Genomic DNA, 15,372 nt, shown 5'->3' on the forward strand with positions numbered 1-15,372 from the left:
GCATGAATTCGCGCGTTCTACCGCATCCTGCCGCGTGGCACTCTGGCCAATCCGCTAAGGTAGGGCTAAGTTAGGTAACCCTTACCAGCGGGGCGGCTGCGGTTCGCCTTCGGCAGATATCTCGATGTCGAGATAACTCTAGTACATGGCCGCGCGAAGGTCATGCACGGGCGTGGATGTTCGTCACCATGCGCGCGGGCGTACCGCCGTCAGCCCGGCCGGCGGGACGAGGCCCGGACCAGCAGGCCGGCCGGTACGGTGCGCTGGCCCGGCACCGCGGCCCGCGGCTCCTCCACTACGGCGAGCAGCGCGGCCACCGCGGCCCGGGCGGCCGGCTCGGGGCGCAGCGTCACCGTCGACACGGGGACCGGCGCCGACCCGTACCACGGGTCCTCGCTCGCGCAGACCAGCAGCAGGTCCTCCGGCACCCGGAGCCCGTGGCGGGCCGCGGCGGCCAGGGCCTGGCGGCCGCCCGGTTCGTAGAGGGAGTAGACGGCGTCAGCCGCCGCGCCGCCGGAGGGCCCGGCGGACCCGGAGAACAGGGCGTCGAAGGCGTGCCCGCCGGTGTCGTCCGGGTCGAAGCGGACGGGGAGGGGCGGGCGGCCGCGTTCCGCGCACCAGCCCTCGTACGCCTCGGTCACCGCCCGGGTGTAGTGCTCGCCGCCGTAGCCGCCGTGCAGTGCGACGCGGCGGGCGCCGGAGGCGGCCAGGTGGTCCAGCACCTCGCGGGTGGTCGCGGCGTGGTCGTTGTCCACCCAGGTGTCCTCCGGGCGGGGCGCGGCGGGGCGGCCGTCGAAGACCACGGGGATGCCGCGGGCGCGCAGGGCGCGCAGGACCGGGTCGCCGGCCGGGCTGTCCAGCAGGAGCATCCCGTCCACCGCGAGGGTGTGCCACAGGGCCTCCGCGCCGCGGTCGGCGGGCAGGGTGGTGAGGGCGTACCCGCGGGCGTGCGCGGCGGCCGTGGCGGCCGTCAGCCAGCGGGAGAAGTAGTGGACGGCGACGTAGTCCCAGGGGGAACCGGCGAAGGTGGTGACCGCCAGGCCCAGGGTGCGGGTCCGGGGGCGGGTGCGCGGGCCGGTGCCCGGGGCGCCGCCGTAGCCGAGGGCGGTCGCGACGGCGCGGACCCGGCGGCGGGTGGCCTCGGCCACCCGTCCGGTGCCGTTGAGGGCGTGCGAGACGGTGGCGGTGGACACCTCGGCCGCGCGGGCGACGTCGGCGATGGTCGGTCCGGGCACGCGGGTCATCGTACGGAGCCGCGGGGGCCGGTGGGCAGGCCGCGCGCTGCGGAATCCGTGGCCGGCGGCGGGTACCGGTTAACGGGTTAATCACCGATCGTCCTGGCCACAGCCGGCGGCGGCCAACGGTCCCTGGCGCCCATCGGGTTCGTCCTCCTGGAGTGGCTCATGACCTCTTCCTCCCCCTTGTCCCGCCTGTCCCGGCGGGGCCTGCTCGCCGCGGCCGGCGCCGTCGGCGCGGCCGGTCTGGCCGGCGGCCCGGCCGCCGGTACGGCACGTGCCGCGGACGCCGCGGGTGCCGCGCGCAGTGGTGCGAGGCGGGGTTCCGCCGCGCTGGTGCTGCACAACGCCCGGGTGTTCACCGGAACGCACGGCGGACCCCCCCTCGACGCGGTGGCCGTCGGCCGGGACGGCACCGTCCTGGACACCGGCCGCGGCGCGGCGCTGCGCCGGTACGTCGGGCGGGACACCGAGGTGGTCGACGCGCGCGGCAACACGGTGATGAGCGGCATCCACGACGGGCACGTGCACCCGCTCGGCGCGGGCGACCGGTCCCTGCGGCCTTCGCTGGAGGGCGCGGAGACCACCCTGCCCGAACTCCAGGAGATCCTGCGCGGCTTCCTCGCCGGCACCGGCGGGGCCGGTGCCGAGCCGGACGGCTGGCTGGTGGTGGAGGACTGGAACCCGATCGGGCTGCTGCCCACCGGCACGGTGCCGCACCACTCCATGCTGGACGCCCTGCCGACCCGCCGTCCGGTGGTCCTGGTCGGCGCCGACGGGCACAACCTGTGGGCCAACCGGCGCGCCCTCGACGTCGCGGGAGTCACCGCCACCACCCCCGACCCGCCGGGCGGCAAGGTGGTGAAGGGCCCGGACGGCGAGCCCACCGGCGTCCTCAAGGACGACGCGCAGGACCTGGTCCGGCGCCACGTCCCGGCACCGACCCGCGCGGAGCTGGTCGAGGCCTGCGCGAAGGTGCTGGAGCAGGCGGCCGCCTCGGGCGTCACCACGATGATGGACGCGCTGACCGGCCGGCACGAGCTGGAGCTGTACCGGGACCTCGCCGCGGCCGGCCGGCTGCCGCAGCGGATCGTTCCGGCGCTGCGGCTGGAGGTGGAGCAGACCCGCGACCCGGCCGCGGCACTGGCGTACGCGCGGGGGCTGCGGCGGGAGTTCGGGCGGGTGCCGGGGCTCCGGCTCGGGATGGTCAAGGTGTTCCTGGACGGGGTCATCGAGTACCCGGCGCAGACGGCCGCGCTGCTGGAGCCGTACCTGGACGGCGCCACCGGCAGGCCGACGGGGAACCGGGGCGAGCTGTACGCCTCGGCCGCCGAGTACGGCCGGCTGACCGCCGCGTTCAACGCGGCGGGCTGGCAGATGCACGCGCACGGGCTGGGCGACCGGGCGGTCCGTACCGCCCTGGACGGGTACGCGTACGCCCGGCGGGTCACCGGGCAGCGCGACGCGCGCAACGCCGTCGCCCACCTCCAGCTGGTCGACCCGGCGGACCTGCGGCGCTTCGCCGAGCTGGGGGTGGCGGCCTGCATGCAGTTGCAGTGGGCGGCCCGGGACACCTGGACGATGGAGGCGCTGCTCCCGTACATCGGCCCGCGCCGGCACCGGTGGATGTACCCCGCGCGCAGCCTGGAGCGGGCCGGGGCCCGGCTGTCGGGCGGCTCGGACTGGCCGGTGGACGCGCTGCAGGTGTGGAACCAGGTGCGGACCGCGGTGGACCGGCAGGGCGCGCACGGCGAGGGCGAGCTCTACCGCGAACTGGAGGGGCTCGGCCGGGCCTCGGCCCTGCGGATGCACACCGTGGGCACGGCGTGGCAGCTGCGCCAGGACGGGACGACCGGCACGGTGGAGCGGGGCAAGGCGGCCGACCTGGTGCTGCTGGACCGGGACGTGACCCGCTGTCCGCTGGCGGACGTCAGCGGCACCCGGGTGGAGCTCACCCTGGTCGGCGGACGGGTGGTCCACGACGCGGCCTCGGCGGCCGGCCGGGCGGCCGCCGGCCGGCTCGACCGGGCGGCCGCGGGCCCGCGGCCCGCCACGTACGCGGCGGTCCACGGCGGCCGCCACCGGGCCTGCGGCTGCGCCTCGCACTAGGTCCGGTTCCCTCGGGCCGTGCCGGGCCCGCGGCGTGGCGTCCGGTGCCGGGCGTCGGGGGCCGGCACGGCCGGCCGGGACGGGCTCGGGGGCCGGCGGGCCGGGCGGGGGCGGGGGACCGCCGCCGAACTTCGCCGGCGGTCAGCGTTCCGCGCCGCGGCCCGCCGGGACCAGGCGGTCGCCGTCGAGCACGGCTTCCAGTTCGTCCAGGGCCCGCCGGGCGCGGGCGATCCGTTCACGGGTCTCGTCCGCGGAGGCGTCCGCCGCTCCGGGCGGGCCGGCCGGGACCGGCCCCTGCGGGAAGCCCGGCGGCGGTCCGCTCTGCTTGGCCTTCCGCCGCTCCTCGCGTTCGATCTCGCGCGCCTCCTCGAACGAGCCGATGACCACCCCGATCAGCATGTTGACGAGGAGGAAGGAGGCGATGAGGGCGTACGAGGCGTAGTAGAGGAGGGTGAACCGGGAGAAGGCGAGCCCTTCGCGGACGGCGTCGCTCAGACCGTCGAGCGTGGTCAGCAGGAGCAGCGTGAGCCCGGCCCGGCCGAGCGAGCCGTACTTCTCCGGGTCGGCCTCGGAGAAGCAGATCCAGCCGACCATGGCGTACACGTACAGCACCAGCCCGCCGATGAAGGCGAAGCTCAGCGTCCCGGGCAGGCTGCGCCCCATGGCGACCAGCATCACCTGCAACTGCGGCAGGAACCGGGCCGTGCGCAGCACGCGGGCGAGCCGCAGCAGCCGCAGCACGGTGCTGTCGTCCCACACCAGCGGGACGAACGCGGAGACCAGCACGGCCAGGTCGAACAGGTGCCAGGGGTCCCTCAGGAACTCCTTCGGCCGGTCCGCGCAGGCGCCGGCGCGCAGGAGGAGCTCGAGGGTGAACAGCGCGAGGAACAGCTGTTCCACCACCAGGAGCTCCTGCCGGTAGGCGAGGGCGACACCACGGTACGTCTCCACGCCCAGGACGGCGGCGTTGGCCAGGATCAGCAGGAACACCGCGAGTCCGAAGGCGGGGTCCTGGACGATCGTGCGGCAGCGAGTGGCGATCCTCACCCGCCGCCGACGGGCCGGCCGTGCCTCGGGCGTCATCGGGCCTCACCTCTGCGCTGTTTCGTTTCGTCGGATTGATTCGGTTCGCTCCGGTTCGTCCGGGAACGGGAAGTGCCCGGCGGAGCCCGACCGGACAACGCGGAAACCGGCGGGGGTGCCCCGCGCCGCCGCGCAGGAACACCCGAACGAGGGAACGTTCTCGAACACCAGGGGAATCACACGCCAATTCTGAGCAAATCACCCACAGCGGAATATAAAGACAGGAACGACTTACTCCGCATCCTGGTGCAGTTGACGCCGCGTGACACCCGCCCGCCCCACCCGACGCGATCTCCATCTCATATCTGAGATACGGTGCATCCATGGCAGACGACTACCTCGTACGCATCGGTAGGCTCATCCGTGACGCCCGGCAACACCGCGGCTGGACGCAGAGCCAACTCGCCGAGGCCCTCGGCACCAGCCAGAGCGCCGTGAACCGCATCGAGCGCGGCAACCAGAACATCAGCCTTGAGATGATCGCGCGGATCGGCGAAGCGCTCGACAGCGAGATCGTCGCTCTCGGCTATTCCGGACCGATGCACCTGAGGGTGGTCGGCGGCCGCCGTCTGTCCGGCGCCATCGACGTCAAGACGAGCAAGAACGCGTGCGTCGCACTGCTGTGCGCCACGCTGCTCAACAAGGGCCGCACCGTGCTGCGCCGGGTCGCCCGGATCGAGGAGGTCTACCGCCTCCTGGAGGTGCTGAGCTCCATCGGCGTCCGCGCCCGCTGGATCAACGAAGGCGTGGACCTGGAGCTCGTGCCGCCGGCCGAGCTCGACATGGACGCCATCGACGCCGAGGCCGCCCGCCGCACCCGCAGCATCATCATGTTCCTGGGCCCGCTGCTGCACCGGATGGACAACTTCCGTCTCCCGTACGCGGGCGGCTGCGACCTCGGCACCCGCACCATCGAGCCCCACATGATCGCCCTGCGCCGCTTCGGCCTGGACATCACCGCCACCGAGGGCCTCTACCACGCCAAGGTCGCCGCCGGGGTGTCCCCCGGCCGGCCCATCGTGCTGACCGAGCGCGGGGACACCGTCACCGAGAACGCGCTGCTGGCCGCCGCCCGCCACGACGGCGTCACCGTCATCCGCAACGCCTCCTCCAACTACATGGTCCAGGACCTGTGCTTCTTCCTGGAGGCCCTCGGCGTGAAGGTGGAGGGCATCGGCACCACCACCCTCACCGTGCACGGCGTCCCGGTCATCGACGTGGACGTGGACTACTCCCCCTCCGAGGACCCGGTCGAGGCCATGAGCCTGCTGGCCGCCGCGGTGGTCACGGAGTCCGAACTCACCATCCGCCGCGTGCCGATCGAGTTCATGGAGATCGAGCTCGCGGTCCTGGAGGAGATGGGCCTGGACCACGACCGCTCCGCCGAGTACACCGCCGACAACGGCCGTACCCGCCTGGTCGACCTGACGGTCCGCCCGTCCAAGCTCGAAGCCCCGATCGACAAGATCCACCCGATGCCGTTCCCGGGGCTCAACATCGACAACGTCCCGTTCTTCGCGGCCATCGCGGCCGTGGCCCAGGGCCAGACCCTGATCCACGACTGGGTCTACGACAACCGCGCGATCTACCTCACCGACCTCAACCGCCTCGGTGGCCGCCTCCAGCTCCTGGACCCCCACCGCGTCCTGGTCGAAGGCCCCACCCGCTGGCGCGCGGCCGAGATGATGTGCCCGCCGGCCCTCCGCCCGGCCGTGGTGGTCCTGCTGGCGATGATGGCCGCGGAGGGCACCTCCGTCCTCCGCAACGTCTACGTCATCAACCGCGGCTACGAGGAACTCGCCGAACGCCTCAACTCGGTCGGCGCCCAGATCGAGATCTTCCGCGACATCTAGCCCCGCGGCACCACACCCCGAAGCCCCCGCCCCGGTGAACCACCGGCCCGCGGGGGCTTCGTGCATGAGGCAGGCGCACTCGCCGTCGGGGTGTCGCCTGACCGTGGCCGGCACTGCGCGGTGCCGTCTCAGCATGCGTACCGCTCGGTGGCGGATCTCAACAGTCTGTGTATCTTGAGCGCCGCGCCACGAAGTGACACGCCTTGCCGGAAAGGCAATCGATGACCAGTCCTCGGCAACCGTACGACCAGCAGCAGCAGTTGCAGGCGCAGCAGTACCAGCCGCAGCCCGGTATGCCGGCGTCCTGCTGTTCCTTCACGGCGGGCATCGGCAGCGTGAGCAGTCTCAACCGTCGCCACGGCTACTGAGCCCCACCGCGCCGGGCCGGACTCCTCGCCGGCCGGTACGCAGGACCGCGTCGCGGCGGTATTCCGCGCACTCGCCCCGCCCAGCACACCCGATCAGGGGGAACCCGTATGAAGAAGAACACCGCCGCCCTCGCCGTCGCGGCCGCCGCGATAGCCGTCGCCGCCGCTCCGGCGCACGCCACCGAGTACTCCTCCGCGCTGAAGATCAGCGGTGTCCAGTACGACGCGCCCGGCCGTGACTACAACAGCTGCACCAGTGGCAACACCAGCGCCGAGTACGTCGTCATCGCGAACTACTCGGGCAGCACCGTCAATCTGCGGGGCTACACCGTCCGGGACGCCGTGGGGAACGGATACACCTTCACCGCCAACCACTACCTGGAGCCCGGCGACTTCGTGCGGCTGCGCGGCGGCCGCGGCAGCGAGTCGGACGCCGGCAACGTCGCCTACCGCAACAACTGCAACTTCATCTGGAACAACGACAGGGACACCGTGAAGCTGCTCAAGCCGGGCGGCGCCTACGCCGACACCCACGCCTACAGCAAGAGCGCCGACGACGCCGACGGCAACGGCTACATCACCTTCCACCGCTGAGTCCTCGCGCCCGGCGGGCGGCCCGCCGTCACTCGGCCGGCCCCGTGCGGGGGCGGGGTGCCGGTGGGGCGGGCAGGGTGGGGGCATGGACGCGCGCATCGTGATTCATGCTCCCGACGAGCAGGGCGGTCGGCGGGTGCACGTCGACGGCGAGATCCTCGGCATGGCGCACAGCGAGCGCGACCTGCGCGAGTTCCTGCGCCGCATCGAGCTGCCCGGATGGGACGAGATCGACATCGAGGACCCGGGGCTGTTCCGGTGGGAGGGCGGGGGGCCCGAGACCTGGGAGGGGTGAACCCCCTGCCGCGTGTGCCGCGTTCACGCGAACGGGTCCCCCGCGCCGGTGATTGCGCATAGGGTCGGCGGTCCTGGCGGAGCGTGAAGCAGGGGGCGGAGTCGTGTTCCAGCGTGAGAGGGCGGCCGTGGCGGTCGCGGCGGGGGCCGTGGCGGTGCTGGTGGCCGGGTGCGGCGGGCCGGCCGAGGCGGGGTCGGGCAAGCCGGCCGCGGCGACGGTGGCACCGCCGCCCGCCGCGCCGGCCCGGATGCCCGACGTGGTGGGGCAGGACTTCTCCGCGGCCGGGACGGCCGTACGGGCGGCGACCGCCGGCGGGCCGGTCACGGCGAGCAGCGCGTACGCGGACGTGACGCTGCCGCCGGAGCACGGGACCTGGCTGGTGTGCTTCCAGCGGCCCGCCGCCGACGAGGCCGTCACGGCCGGTGCCGCCGCCGAACTGGCGCTGGTCGCGCCGGGAGCCGGCTGTCCCGCGCGGCAGGGCGCGCTGTCGCAGCCCACGGCCACGCCCACGCCCACGCCCACGCCCGACCGGGTGCCGGCTCCGGTGCCGGCCAAGCCCTCGGTGAAGCCGCCGGTGCAGCCCACCGCGAAGCCGCCGGTGCGGCCGCCGGCCCGGCCGAGCACCGAACCGCCGGCCGGGGGCGCCGAGTACTACCGGACCTGCGCCGACGCCAGGGCCGCGGGAGCCGCGCCGATCCGCCGCGGGGAACCCGGCTACGGCCGGCACCTGGACCGGGACAACGACGGTATCGCCTGCGACAGTTAGCCGGCCGGGGCCCCGCCGGATCGGCCGGTCGCTTACTCGCCCCGAACGCCGCTGACCGGCACAATCGCGGTAACGGACCGTGGATGAGGGGGAAGTCGTGGCGGTTGCACAGGGTTCGGGAACCGGTGTGGGCGGGGGCGGCGGCACGGGCACGAGGGCCCCGGAGCTGTCGGGGGCGCCGCTGATCGGGTCGATGCTCGACCTGAAGGGCGACTCGCTCGGGACGTTCCTCCGGGCCCGGCGCGAGGAGGGCGACGTCGTACGGATCACCGCCGGCCCGCCCGGCTTGCGGGCCGAGCTGTACTGCGCGTTCTCCGCGGAGGGGGCGCAGCAGGTCCTCGCCTCGGAGTCGGCGAACTTCCGCAAGGACAACGCCTTCTACCAGGAGGTGCGGGACTCCTTCGGCAACGGGCTGCTGACCAGCCAGGACGAGGACTACCTGCGGCAGCGGCGGCTGGTGCAGCCGTTGTTCACCCGGCGCCGGGTGGACTCGTACGCGAGCGCGGTGGCCGCCGAGACGCAGGCCTCCCTCGACGCGTGGCGGTCGGCGCCCGGCGGGGTGGTGGACGTGGCCGAGGAGATGATGGGGCTGGCGCTGCGCGCGGTGGCCCGGATCCTGTTCGGGACGGACGTCGAGGCGACCATCGAGGTCGTCGACCGGTGCTTCCCGGTCATCACCGAGTACGTGCTGCGGCGCGGCTACTCCCCCGCCAACGTCCCGCGCACGTGGCCGACCCCGGGCAACCGGCGGGCGGCGGCCGCCATGGACGAGCTGTACGGGGTGTGCGACGAGATCATCCGCCGGAGGAAGGACGAGGGCGGCGGGGAGGGCGGAGCCGGCGAGGACCTGCTGGGGCTGCTCGCGGCCGCGGGCGGCGGCGAGGACCCGGCCTTCGACGCCGGCGAGCTCCGCGACCAGGTGCTGATCTTCCTGCTGGCCGGGCACGAGACCACGGCGACCTCTCTGGCGTTCGCCCTGCACCTGCTGGCCCTGCACCCCGCCGAGCAGGAGCGGGCGCGGGAGGAGGTGCGCCGGGTGGTGGGCGACCGTACGCCCGGGGCCGAGGACCTGGAGCGGCTGCCGTACCTGACGCAGGTGCTGAAGGAGGCGATGCGGCTGTACCCGGCGGCGCCGGTGATCGGGCGGCGGGCGGTGGCCGCGACCACGGTCGACGGGCACCTGGTCCCGGCGGGCGCGGACGTGATCGTCGCGCCCTGGGTGACGCACCGGCACCCCCGGTACTGGCCGGACCCGGACCGTTTCGACCCGGAGCGGTTCACGCCGGAGGCGGAGGCCGGGCGGCCGCGCTACGCCTGGTTCCCGTTCGGGGGCGGCCCGCGCGCCTGCATCGGGCAGCACTTCTCGATGCTGGAGTCGGTGATCGCGCTGGCGATGGTGCTCCGGGAGTACTCCCTGGAGCCGGTCGACCGGGAGGTGCCCGTGAGCACCGGCATCACCCTCCGCGCGGCGGGCCCGGCCCGCTGCCGCCTGCTCCCGCCGAAGTAGCACCCCGACGGCCCGGTGCCGCCCGCTCCCGCCGTTGCAGCGCCCCGACGGCCCGGTCCGGGCCACACTCCCGGCCGGGCGGCTCGGCCTCGTGCGGTGGCCCGGCACCTTCAGCCTCGCCGGCGCTTGATTCGCGGGGTGCGGGGCGGAGCCCCAGTGCCCGGGCGGAGCCCCGGTTCGGCCCGCTCAAACGCCGCTCGGGCTGGAGTGCGGCCCCGGCTTCGCGCTGTGGCCCGGCACCTTCAGCCTCGCCGGCGATTGAGGCGCGGGGTGTGGGGCAGCGCCCCACGTGGCCGGGCGGAGCCCCCGCCGGGCCCGCTCAAACGCCGCTCGGGCTGGAAGCGCGGCCCAGCTTTGGGCCGTGACCGGCACTGCCAGCCTCCGCTCGGGCTGGAGTGCGGCCCCGGCTTCGCGCTGTGGCCCGGCACTATCAGCCTCGCCGGCGATTGAGGCGCGGGGTGTGGGGCAGCGCCCCACGAGCCCGGGCGGAGCCCCCGCCGGGCCCGCTCAAACGCCGCTCGGGCTGAAAGCGCGGCCCCCGCTTCGCGCTGTGGCCCGGCGCCTTCGGCCTCGCCGGCGATCGGGGCGCGGGGCGGAGGCCCCGCCGGCTCGCTCGTCAGGGGCGGGCGTCCGCCGCTTCGCCCTGGAGGCGCGCCAGGTCGGACGGCCGGGTCCGCAGGACGAACACCGCGATCAGGGCGCCGGCCAGGGTGAAGGCCGCGGCGACCACGAAGGCGGTGGTGACCCCCGCGGTGAGGACCCGGTCGGCCCACGGGTCGGGCAGCCGGCGGGTGCGGAGGAACAGGGCGCGCTGCTCGGGGCCGGCGGTGGCGAGGAAGGCCGGGACCTGCCGCGCCGCCTCGTCTCGGACGGCCGCGCCGTACGTGGTGACGAGGATGGACAGGCCGAGCGAACCGCCCACCTGCTGGGTGGTGTTCAGCAGACCGGAGGCGGCCCCCGACTCGCGTTCCGGGACGTTCGACAGCGCCATCAGGGTGAGGGAGACGAACTGCATGCCCATGCCGGTGGCGAAGAGCAGCATCGGGCCCAGGATGCTGCCCAGGTAGGTGGAGTGGACGTCGGTCAGGGTGAGCCAGCTCAGCCCCGCGGCGGCGCACAGCGCGCCGACCACCGCGAGCGGCTTGGGACCGGTCCGCGGCACCAGCCGGGACACGACCTGGGCCGCGGCCGCGATGACCACGCTGACCGGCAGGAAGGCCAGGCCGGCCTGGATCGGGCTGAAGTCGAGCACGTCCTGCACGTACAGCGTGAGGAAGAAGAACATGCCGAAGATCGCACAGGCGAGGAAGAGCATGATCAGGTAGGTGCCGGCCCGGTTGCGGTCGGCGAACATGCGCAGCGGCGTGATCGGCTGCGGCGAGCGGCGCTCGACGAGCAGGAAGACGGCGAGCAGCGCGGCCGCGGCGGTGAAGGAGCCCAGGGTGACCGGGTCGCGCCAGCCCTCCTGGGAGGCCCGGATGAACCCGTACACCAGGGCCACCATGCCGAGGGTTCCGGTGAGCGCGCCGGCGAGGTCGAAGTGGCCGGGGTGGCGTTCGGACTCGCGGATCACCCGGCCCGCCATGAGTGCGATGGCCGCGGCGATCGGGACGTTGACGAACAGGACCCAGCGCCAGTCGAGCCATTCCACGAGCATGCCGCCGGCCAGCAGGCCGATCGCCCCGCCGCCGGAGGATACGGCCGCGAACACGCCGAAGGCCCGGTTGCGGGCGGGCCCTTCGGGGAAGTTGGTGGTGATCAGCGCGAGCGCGGTAGGTGAGGCGATGGCGCCGCCGACGCCCTGGAGGGCGCGGGCGCCCAGCAGCTGGCCGGCGTTCTGGGCGAACCCGCCGAGCAGCGAGGCCAGTCCGAAGAGGAGCACGCCGAAGACGAACACCCGCCGCCGGCCGAGGATGTCGCCGGCACGCCCGCCGAGGAGCAGCAGGCCGCCGAAGGTGAGGGTGTAGGCGTTGACCACCCAGGACAGGCTCTGCGTCGAGAAGCCCAGGGACCGCTGGATGTCGGGCAGGGCGATGTTGACGATGGTGATGTCCAGGACGACCATCAGCTGGCACGAGGCGATGGCGCACAGGGCCAGCAGGCCGTCGCGCTGCGGTGCCGTCCCGCCGGCCGCACCGCTGCCCGCCGGACTGCCGTCGGCCGCCGGACCGCTGCCCGCCGCACCGCTGCCGGTCGTTCCGCCGTCGGCGGTCTTCCCGTCGGCCGTCGCGGTGGGCGGGCGCGCGTTCCGGTTCCGGTTCCGGTCCATCTCTCCGACGCTAGACCCCCCGTTCGGGGGCCACCACCCGGGCGGGGGCGGCGCCGGGAACCGGGCGCCTGGCCGGGCGCCCTCCCGTTCCACTGTGAAATTTCACATGTCACACTACGCCCATGGATGACTCCCTCCCTGCCCAGGACGACCCCTTCCTCGCCCTGTCCGCCCGTACCGGCCGGTTCACCTACGGCGCCCCGCGCGCCTTCGCCTTCGGTGACGACGGCCGGCTGCTCTGGTTCCTGCGCTCCACCGGCCCCACCGACCCCCTCGACGGCCTCTGGGTGCTCGACACCGCCACCGGCGGCGAACGCCTGCTCGCCGACCCCCGCCTGCTGAGCCCCGAACCCGGCGAACTGCCCGTCGCCGAGCGCCGGCTGCGCGAGCGGATCCGGCTGACCGCCGCCGGCATCGGCTCGTACGCCCTCTCCGGCGACGGCCGCCGCGCCGCCTTCGCCCTCCACGGGCGGCTGTACGCGGTCGACGCCGACGGCGGCACGGCCCCCCGCGAGCTCCCGGCCGCCGGCCCCGCCGTCGACCCCCGCCCCGACGCCGACGGCACCCGCACCGCCTACGTGGCCGACGACGCCCTGTACGTGACTCCCGGCGGCAGGGTCTCCCCCGCCGACGGCGCCCGCTGGGGCCTCGCCGAGTTCGCCGCCGCCGAGGAGCTCGGCCGCTCCCGCGGCCACTGGTGGTCCCCCGACGGGCAGGCGCTGCTGGCCGCCCGGGTCGACGAGGAGGGGCTGCAGCGCCGCTGGTTCGCCGACCCCGCGCACCCCGAGCGGCCCGCCGAGGACTTCGCCTACCCCGAGGCCGGGGGCCCCAACGCGGACGTCCAGCTGTGGGTCCTCGGGCCCGGCGCCGGCCGCGTCCGGCTGGAGTGGGACGCCGCGGAGTTCCCCTACGTCTCCGACGCCGCCTGGGAGCGGCCCGGCGAGATCCTGCTGACCGTCCAGGACCGGCTCCAGCGGAACGTGCTGCTGCTCTCCGCCGACCCGGCCACCGGCGCCACCCGCGAACTGTCCCGCACCAGCCACCCCCACTGGGTCGACCAGCTGCCCGGCACCCCCGCGCGGCTGGCCGACGGCCGGATGCTCACCGCCGTCGACACCCCCGGCGGACGCGCCCGCGGCCTCGCCCTGGACGGAACCCCGCTGACCGGCGACGACATGCAGGTGCGCCGGGTCGCCGGGGAGCACGCGGGCGGGCTCCTGGTCGAGGCGGGGCTGCGGGACCCCTCCGAGCAGCAGGTGCTGCTGCTGGACCCGGACACCGGGAAGGCCACCCCGCTGGCCGACGGGCCCGGGGTGCACTCGGTCCTGGCCGGCGGTGGCAGCCTGCTGCTCACCTCCGCCGGGGAGGACGGCGTCCGCCGCGTCCTGCGCACCGCCGACGGCCGCGAGCACGCCCCGGCGGACCTGTCCGAGCCGCTGCCCCACCGGGTGCGGCCGCTGCTGGCCCGGGTCACCGAACACCGGCTGCCCAGCGCGGTGGTGCTGCCCCGCGGGCACGTGCCCGGCCGCAGGCTGCCCGTACTGCTGCACGTGTACGGCGGGCCCGGCCACCAGGACGTGTCCGCCGAGCCGCGCCGCTGGCAGCACCGCCAGTGGTGGGCCGACCAGGGCTTCGCGGTGGTCACCGTGGACAACCGGGGCACCCCTCACGTCTCGCCCGCCTTCACCCACGCCATGTACCGCGACTTCTCCGCGGTCACCCTGCACGACCAGGTGGCGGCCCTGCGGGAGCTCGGCGACCGCCACCCCGAACTCGACCTCGGCAGGGTCGCCGTCAAGGGCTGGTCGTACGGCGGCTACCTGGCCGCCGCGGCCGTACTGCGGCGCCCCGACGTCTTCCACGCGGCGGTCGCCGGCGCCCCGCCCACCGACTTCCGGCACTACGACACCGCCTACACCGAGCGCTACCTCGGCCTTCCGTCGGAGGAGCCCGAGGTCTACGCGCGCGAGTCGCTGATCGCGGACGCGCCGCGGCTGAGCCGTCCCCTGCTGCTGATCCACGGCCTGGCCGATGACAACGTGCACCCCTCGCACACCCTGCGGCTGTCCCGGGCGCTGACCGACGCGGGCCGGCCGCACCGGGTTCTGGCGCTGCCCGGCGTCACCCACATGACCCCGGACGGCGTCCACGAGAAGATCGCCGCGCAGGAGCTGGCCTTCCTCCGCGAGGTCCTGCCCGGCTGACCGCCGAGAGCTGACGGTCGGCCGATGACCACCGGCCGCCGGGCCGTACGTGCCGCCGGGCCGCCGGGCCGCCGGCGGCACGTACGGCGAAGGGCCCCGGGGACGCCATCGTCCCCGGGGCCCCCGCCGCTCTCCCGCGGGGCCCCGTCAGTCCCCGGGGAAGTGGCAGGCCACCTCGCGGCCCCGGACCACCTGGAGCAGCGGCCGCTCCGTGCGGCACACCTCCTGGGCCTTGGGGCAGCGCGGGTGGAAGGTGCAGCCGGGCGGCGGCGCCGCCGGGCTGGGCGGGTCGCCGAGCAGGGTGATCCGCTCCCGGCGGCGCTCGGCGGCCGGGTCGGGGAGCGGCACCGCGGACAGCAGGGCCCGGGTGTAGGGGTGCTGGGGGTCGTCGTACAGGGCGTTCTTCTCGCCGATCTCGACGATCCGGCCGAGGTACATGACGGCGACCCGGTCGCTGACCCGCTTCACCACCGACAGGTCGTGCGCGATGAACACGTAGGCCAGGCCCAGTTCGGTGCGCAGCCGCTCCATGAGGTTGACGATCTGCGCCTGCACCGAGACGTCGAGGGCGGAGACCGGTTCGTCGGCCACGATCAGCCGGGGGCTGCACGCCAGCGCCCGGGCGATGCCGATGCGCTGGGCCTGGCCGCCGGAGAACTCGTGCGGGTAGCGGTCGATGTGCTCGGGGATCAGCCCGACCAGGTCCATCAGCTCGGCGGCGCGGCGGCGGGCGTCCGCTGCGCCGTGGCCCTGGACCAGCAGCGGGTCGGAGATGATCCGGGCCACGGTCTGGCGGGGGTTGAGCGAGGAGTGCGGGTCCTGGAAGACCATCTGGATGTCCTTGCGCACCGGCCGCAGCCGGCTCTGCGGGAGCCGGCTGATGTCCAGCCCGTCGAAGGTGACGGTGCCGGCGGTGGGTTCCAGGAGCCGGACCAGCATGCGGCCGGTGGTGGACTTGCCGCAGCCGGACTCGCCGACCAGGCCCAGCGTGCGGCCCTCGGCGAGGTCGAAGGAGACCCCGTCGACGGCCCGTACGGGGGCGCCGCGCCGGCCGGTCACCGACCGCCTGCCGGGGAAGGTCATGGTCAG

At 74.8% G+C, this 15,372-nt stretch carries 12 protein-coding genes; 8 read left to right on the top strand and 4 right to left on the bottom strand.

Annotated elements, in window-relative coordinates:
* Positions 1–209: 209 nt before the first annotated feature.
* Complete coding sequence (locus tag ACFY61_RS03870) at positions 210–1,244, bottom strand: LacI family DNA-binding transcriptional regulator (protein ID WP_389466563.1); 1,035 nt, start codon at positions 1,242–1,244, stop codon at positions 210–212.
* A gap of 159 nt (positions 1,245–1,403) precedes the next feature.
* Here ACFY61_RS03870 and ACFY61_RS03875 point away from each other — a divergent pair, with 159 nt between their 5' ends.
* Positions 1,404–3,344, top strand: a complete 1,941-nt coding sequence (locus ACFY61_RS03875) for an amidohydrolase (protein ID WP_389466565.1) — start codon at positions 1,404–1,406, stop codon at positions 3,342–3,344.
* Positions 3,345–3,485: 141 nt separating this feature from the next.
* Here the strand turns inward: ACFY61_RS03875 and ACFY61_RS03880 are convergent, their stop codons facing one another.
* Positions 3,486–4,427 (bottom strand): ion transporter, encoded by a 942-nt coding sequence (locus tag ACFY61_RS03880; RefSeq protein WP_389466566.1) that lies wholly within the window; start codon positions 4,425–4,427, stop codon positions 3,486–3,488.
* Positions 4,428–4,750: 323 nt separating this feature from the next.
* Here ACFY61_RS03880 and ACFY61_RS03885 point away from each other — a divergent pair, with 323 nt between their 5' ends.
* The 6 genes from ACFY61_RS03885 (at position 4,751) to ACFY61_RS03910 (ending at position 9,810) form a co-directional block, all read left to right on the top strand.
* Complete coding sequence (locus ACFY61_RS03885) at positions 4,751–6,280, top strand: helix-turn-helix domain-containing protein (protein ID WP_389466569.1); 1,530 nt, start codon at positions 4,751–4,753, stop codon at positions 6,278–6,280.
* 221 nt (positions 6,281–6,501) lie between these two features.
* Positions 6,502–6,648 carry a hypothetical protein gene (locus ACFY61_RS03890; protein WP_389466570.1) on the top strand — a complete coding sequence of 49 codons (147 nt, stop codon included), beginning with the start codon at positions 6,502–6,504 and terminating at the stop codon, positions 6,646–6,648.
* Between the two features lie 108 nt (positions 6,649–6,756).
* Entirely contained in the window at positions 6,757–7,242 is a 486-nt protein-coding gene (locus ACFY61_RS03895) for a lamin tail domain-containing protein (RefSeq protein WP_389466573.1), read from the top strand.
* Between the two features lie 85 nt (positions 7,243–7,327).
* A complete protein-coding gene (locus tag ACFY61_RS03900) occupies positions 7,328–7,537 on the top strand; it encodes a hypothetical protein (RefSeq protein WP_389466574.1) in 210 nt (69 codons plus the stop codon).
* Between the two features lie 103 nt (positions 7,538–7,640).
* Entirely contained in the window at positions 7,641–8,303 is a 663-nt protein-coding gene (locus ACFY61_RS03905) for an excalibur calcium-binding domain-containing protein (RefSeq protein WP_389466576.1), read from the top strand.
* A gap of 97 nt (positions 8,304–8,400) precedes the next feature.
* Positions 8,401–9,810 (top strand): cytochrome P450, encoded by a 1,410-nt coding sequence (locus ACFY61_RS03910; protein ID WP_389466579.1) that lies wholly within the window; start codon positions 8,401–8,403, stop codon positions 9,808–9,810.
* 616 nt (positions 9,811–10,426) lie between these two features.
* Here ACFY61_RS03910 and ACFY61_RS03915 read toward each other — a convergent pair.
* Entirely contained in the window at positions 10,427–12,079 is a 1,653-nt protein-coding gene (locus tag ACFY61_RS03915) for an MFS transporter (RefSeq protein ID WP_389466582.1), read from the bottom strand.
* A 122-nt stretch (positions 12,080–12,201) separates the two neighbouring features.
* Between ACFY61_RS03915 and ACFY61_RS03920 the strand changes: the two genes are divergently transcribed.
* Complete coding sequence (locus ACFY61_RS03920) at positions 12,202–14,283, top strand: prolyl oligopeptidase family serine peptidase (RefSeq protein WP_389466584.1); 2,082 nt, start codon at positions 12,202–12,204, stop codon at positions 14,281–14,283.
* 147 nt (positions 14,284–14,430) lie between these two features.
* On the opposite strand, the gene ACFY61_RS03925 is transcribed toward ACFY61_RS03920, so the two are convergent.
* Positions 14,431–15,366: an ABC transporter ATP-binding protein gene (locus tag ACFY61_RS03925; protein WP_389467015.1), complete on the bottom strand. Its 936-nt coding sequence runs from the start codon at positions 15,364–15,366 to the stop codon at positions 14,431–14,433.
* Positions 15,367–15,372: the final 6 nt, after the last annotated feature.

It is taken from the genome of Streptomyces sp. NPDC012888 (genome assembly GCF_042900645.1).
Lineage (GTDB): Bacteria > Actinomycetota > Actinomycetes > Streptomycetales > Streptomycetaceae > Streptomyces.

What these genes read in the sequence shown, in the direction of transcription:
- ACFY61_RS03870 (WP_389466563.1), bottom strand. Translation starts at nt 1,244, where the DNA reads ATGACCCGCGTGCCCGGACCGACCATCGCCGACGTCGCCCGCGCGGCC.
- ACFY61_RS03875 (WP_389466565.1), top strand. Translation starts at nt 1,404, where the DNA reads ATGACCTCTTCCTCCCCCTTGTCCCGCCTGTCCCGGCGGGGCCTGCTC.
- ACFY61_RS03880 (WP_389466566.1), bottom strand. Translation starts at nt 4,427, where the DNA reads ATGACGCCCGAGGCACGGCCGGCCCGTCGGCGGCGGGTGAGGATCGCC.
- ACFY61_RS03885 (WP_389466569.1), top strand. Translation starts at nt 4,751, where the DNA reads ATGGCAGACGACTACCTCGTACGCATCGGTAGGCTCATCCGTGACGCC.
- ACFY61_RS03890 (WP_389466570.1), top strand. Translation starts at nt 6,502, where the DNA reads ATGACCAGTCCTCGGCAACCGTACGACCAGCAGCAGCAGTTGCAGGCG.
- ACFY61_RS03895 (WP_389466573.1), top strand. Translation starts at nt 6,757, where the DNA reads ATGAAGAAGAACACCGCCGCCCTCGCCGTCGCGGCCGCCGCGATAGCC.
- ACFY61_RS03900 (WP_389466574.1), top strand. Translation starts at nt 7,328, where the DNA reads ATGGACGCGCGCATCGTGATTCATGCTCCCGACGAGCAGGGCGGTCGG.
- ACFY61_RS03915 (WP_389466582.1), bottom strand. Translation starts at nt 12,079, where the DNA reads ATGGACCGGAACCGGAACCGGAACGCGCGCCCGCCCACCGCGACGGCC.
- ACFY61_RS03920 (WP_389466584.1), top strand. Translation starts at nt 12,202, where the DNA reads ATGGATGACTCCCTCCCTGCCCAGGACGACCCCTTCCTCGCCCTGTCC.
- ACFY61_RS03925 (WP_389467015.1), bottom strand. Translation starts at nt 15,366, where the DNA reads ATGACCTTCCCCGGCAGGCGGTCGGTGACCGGCCGGCGCGGCGCCCCC.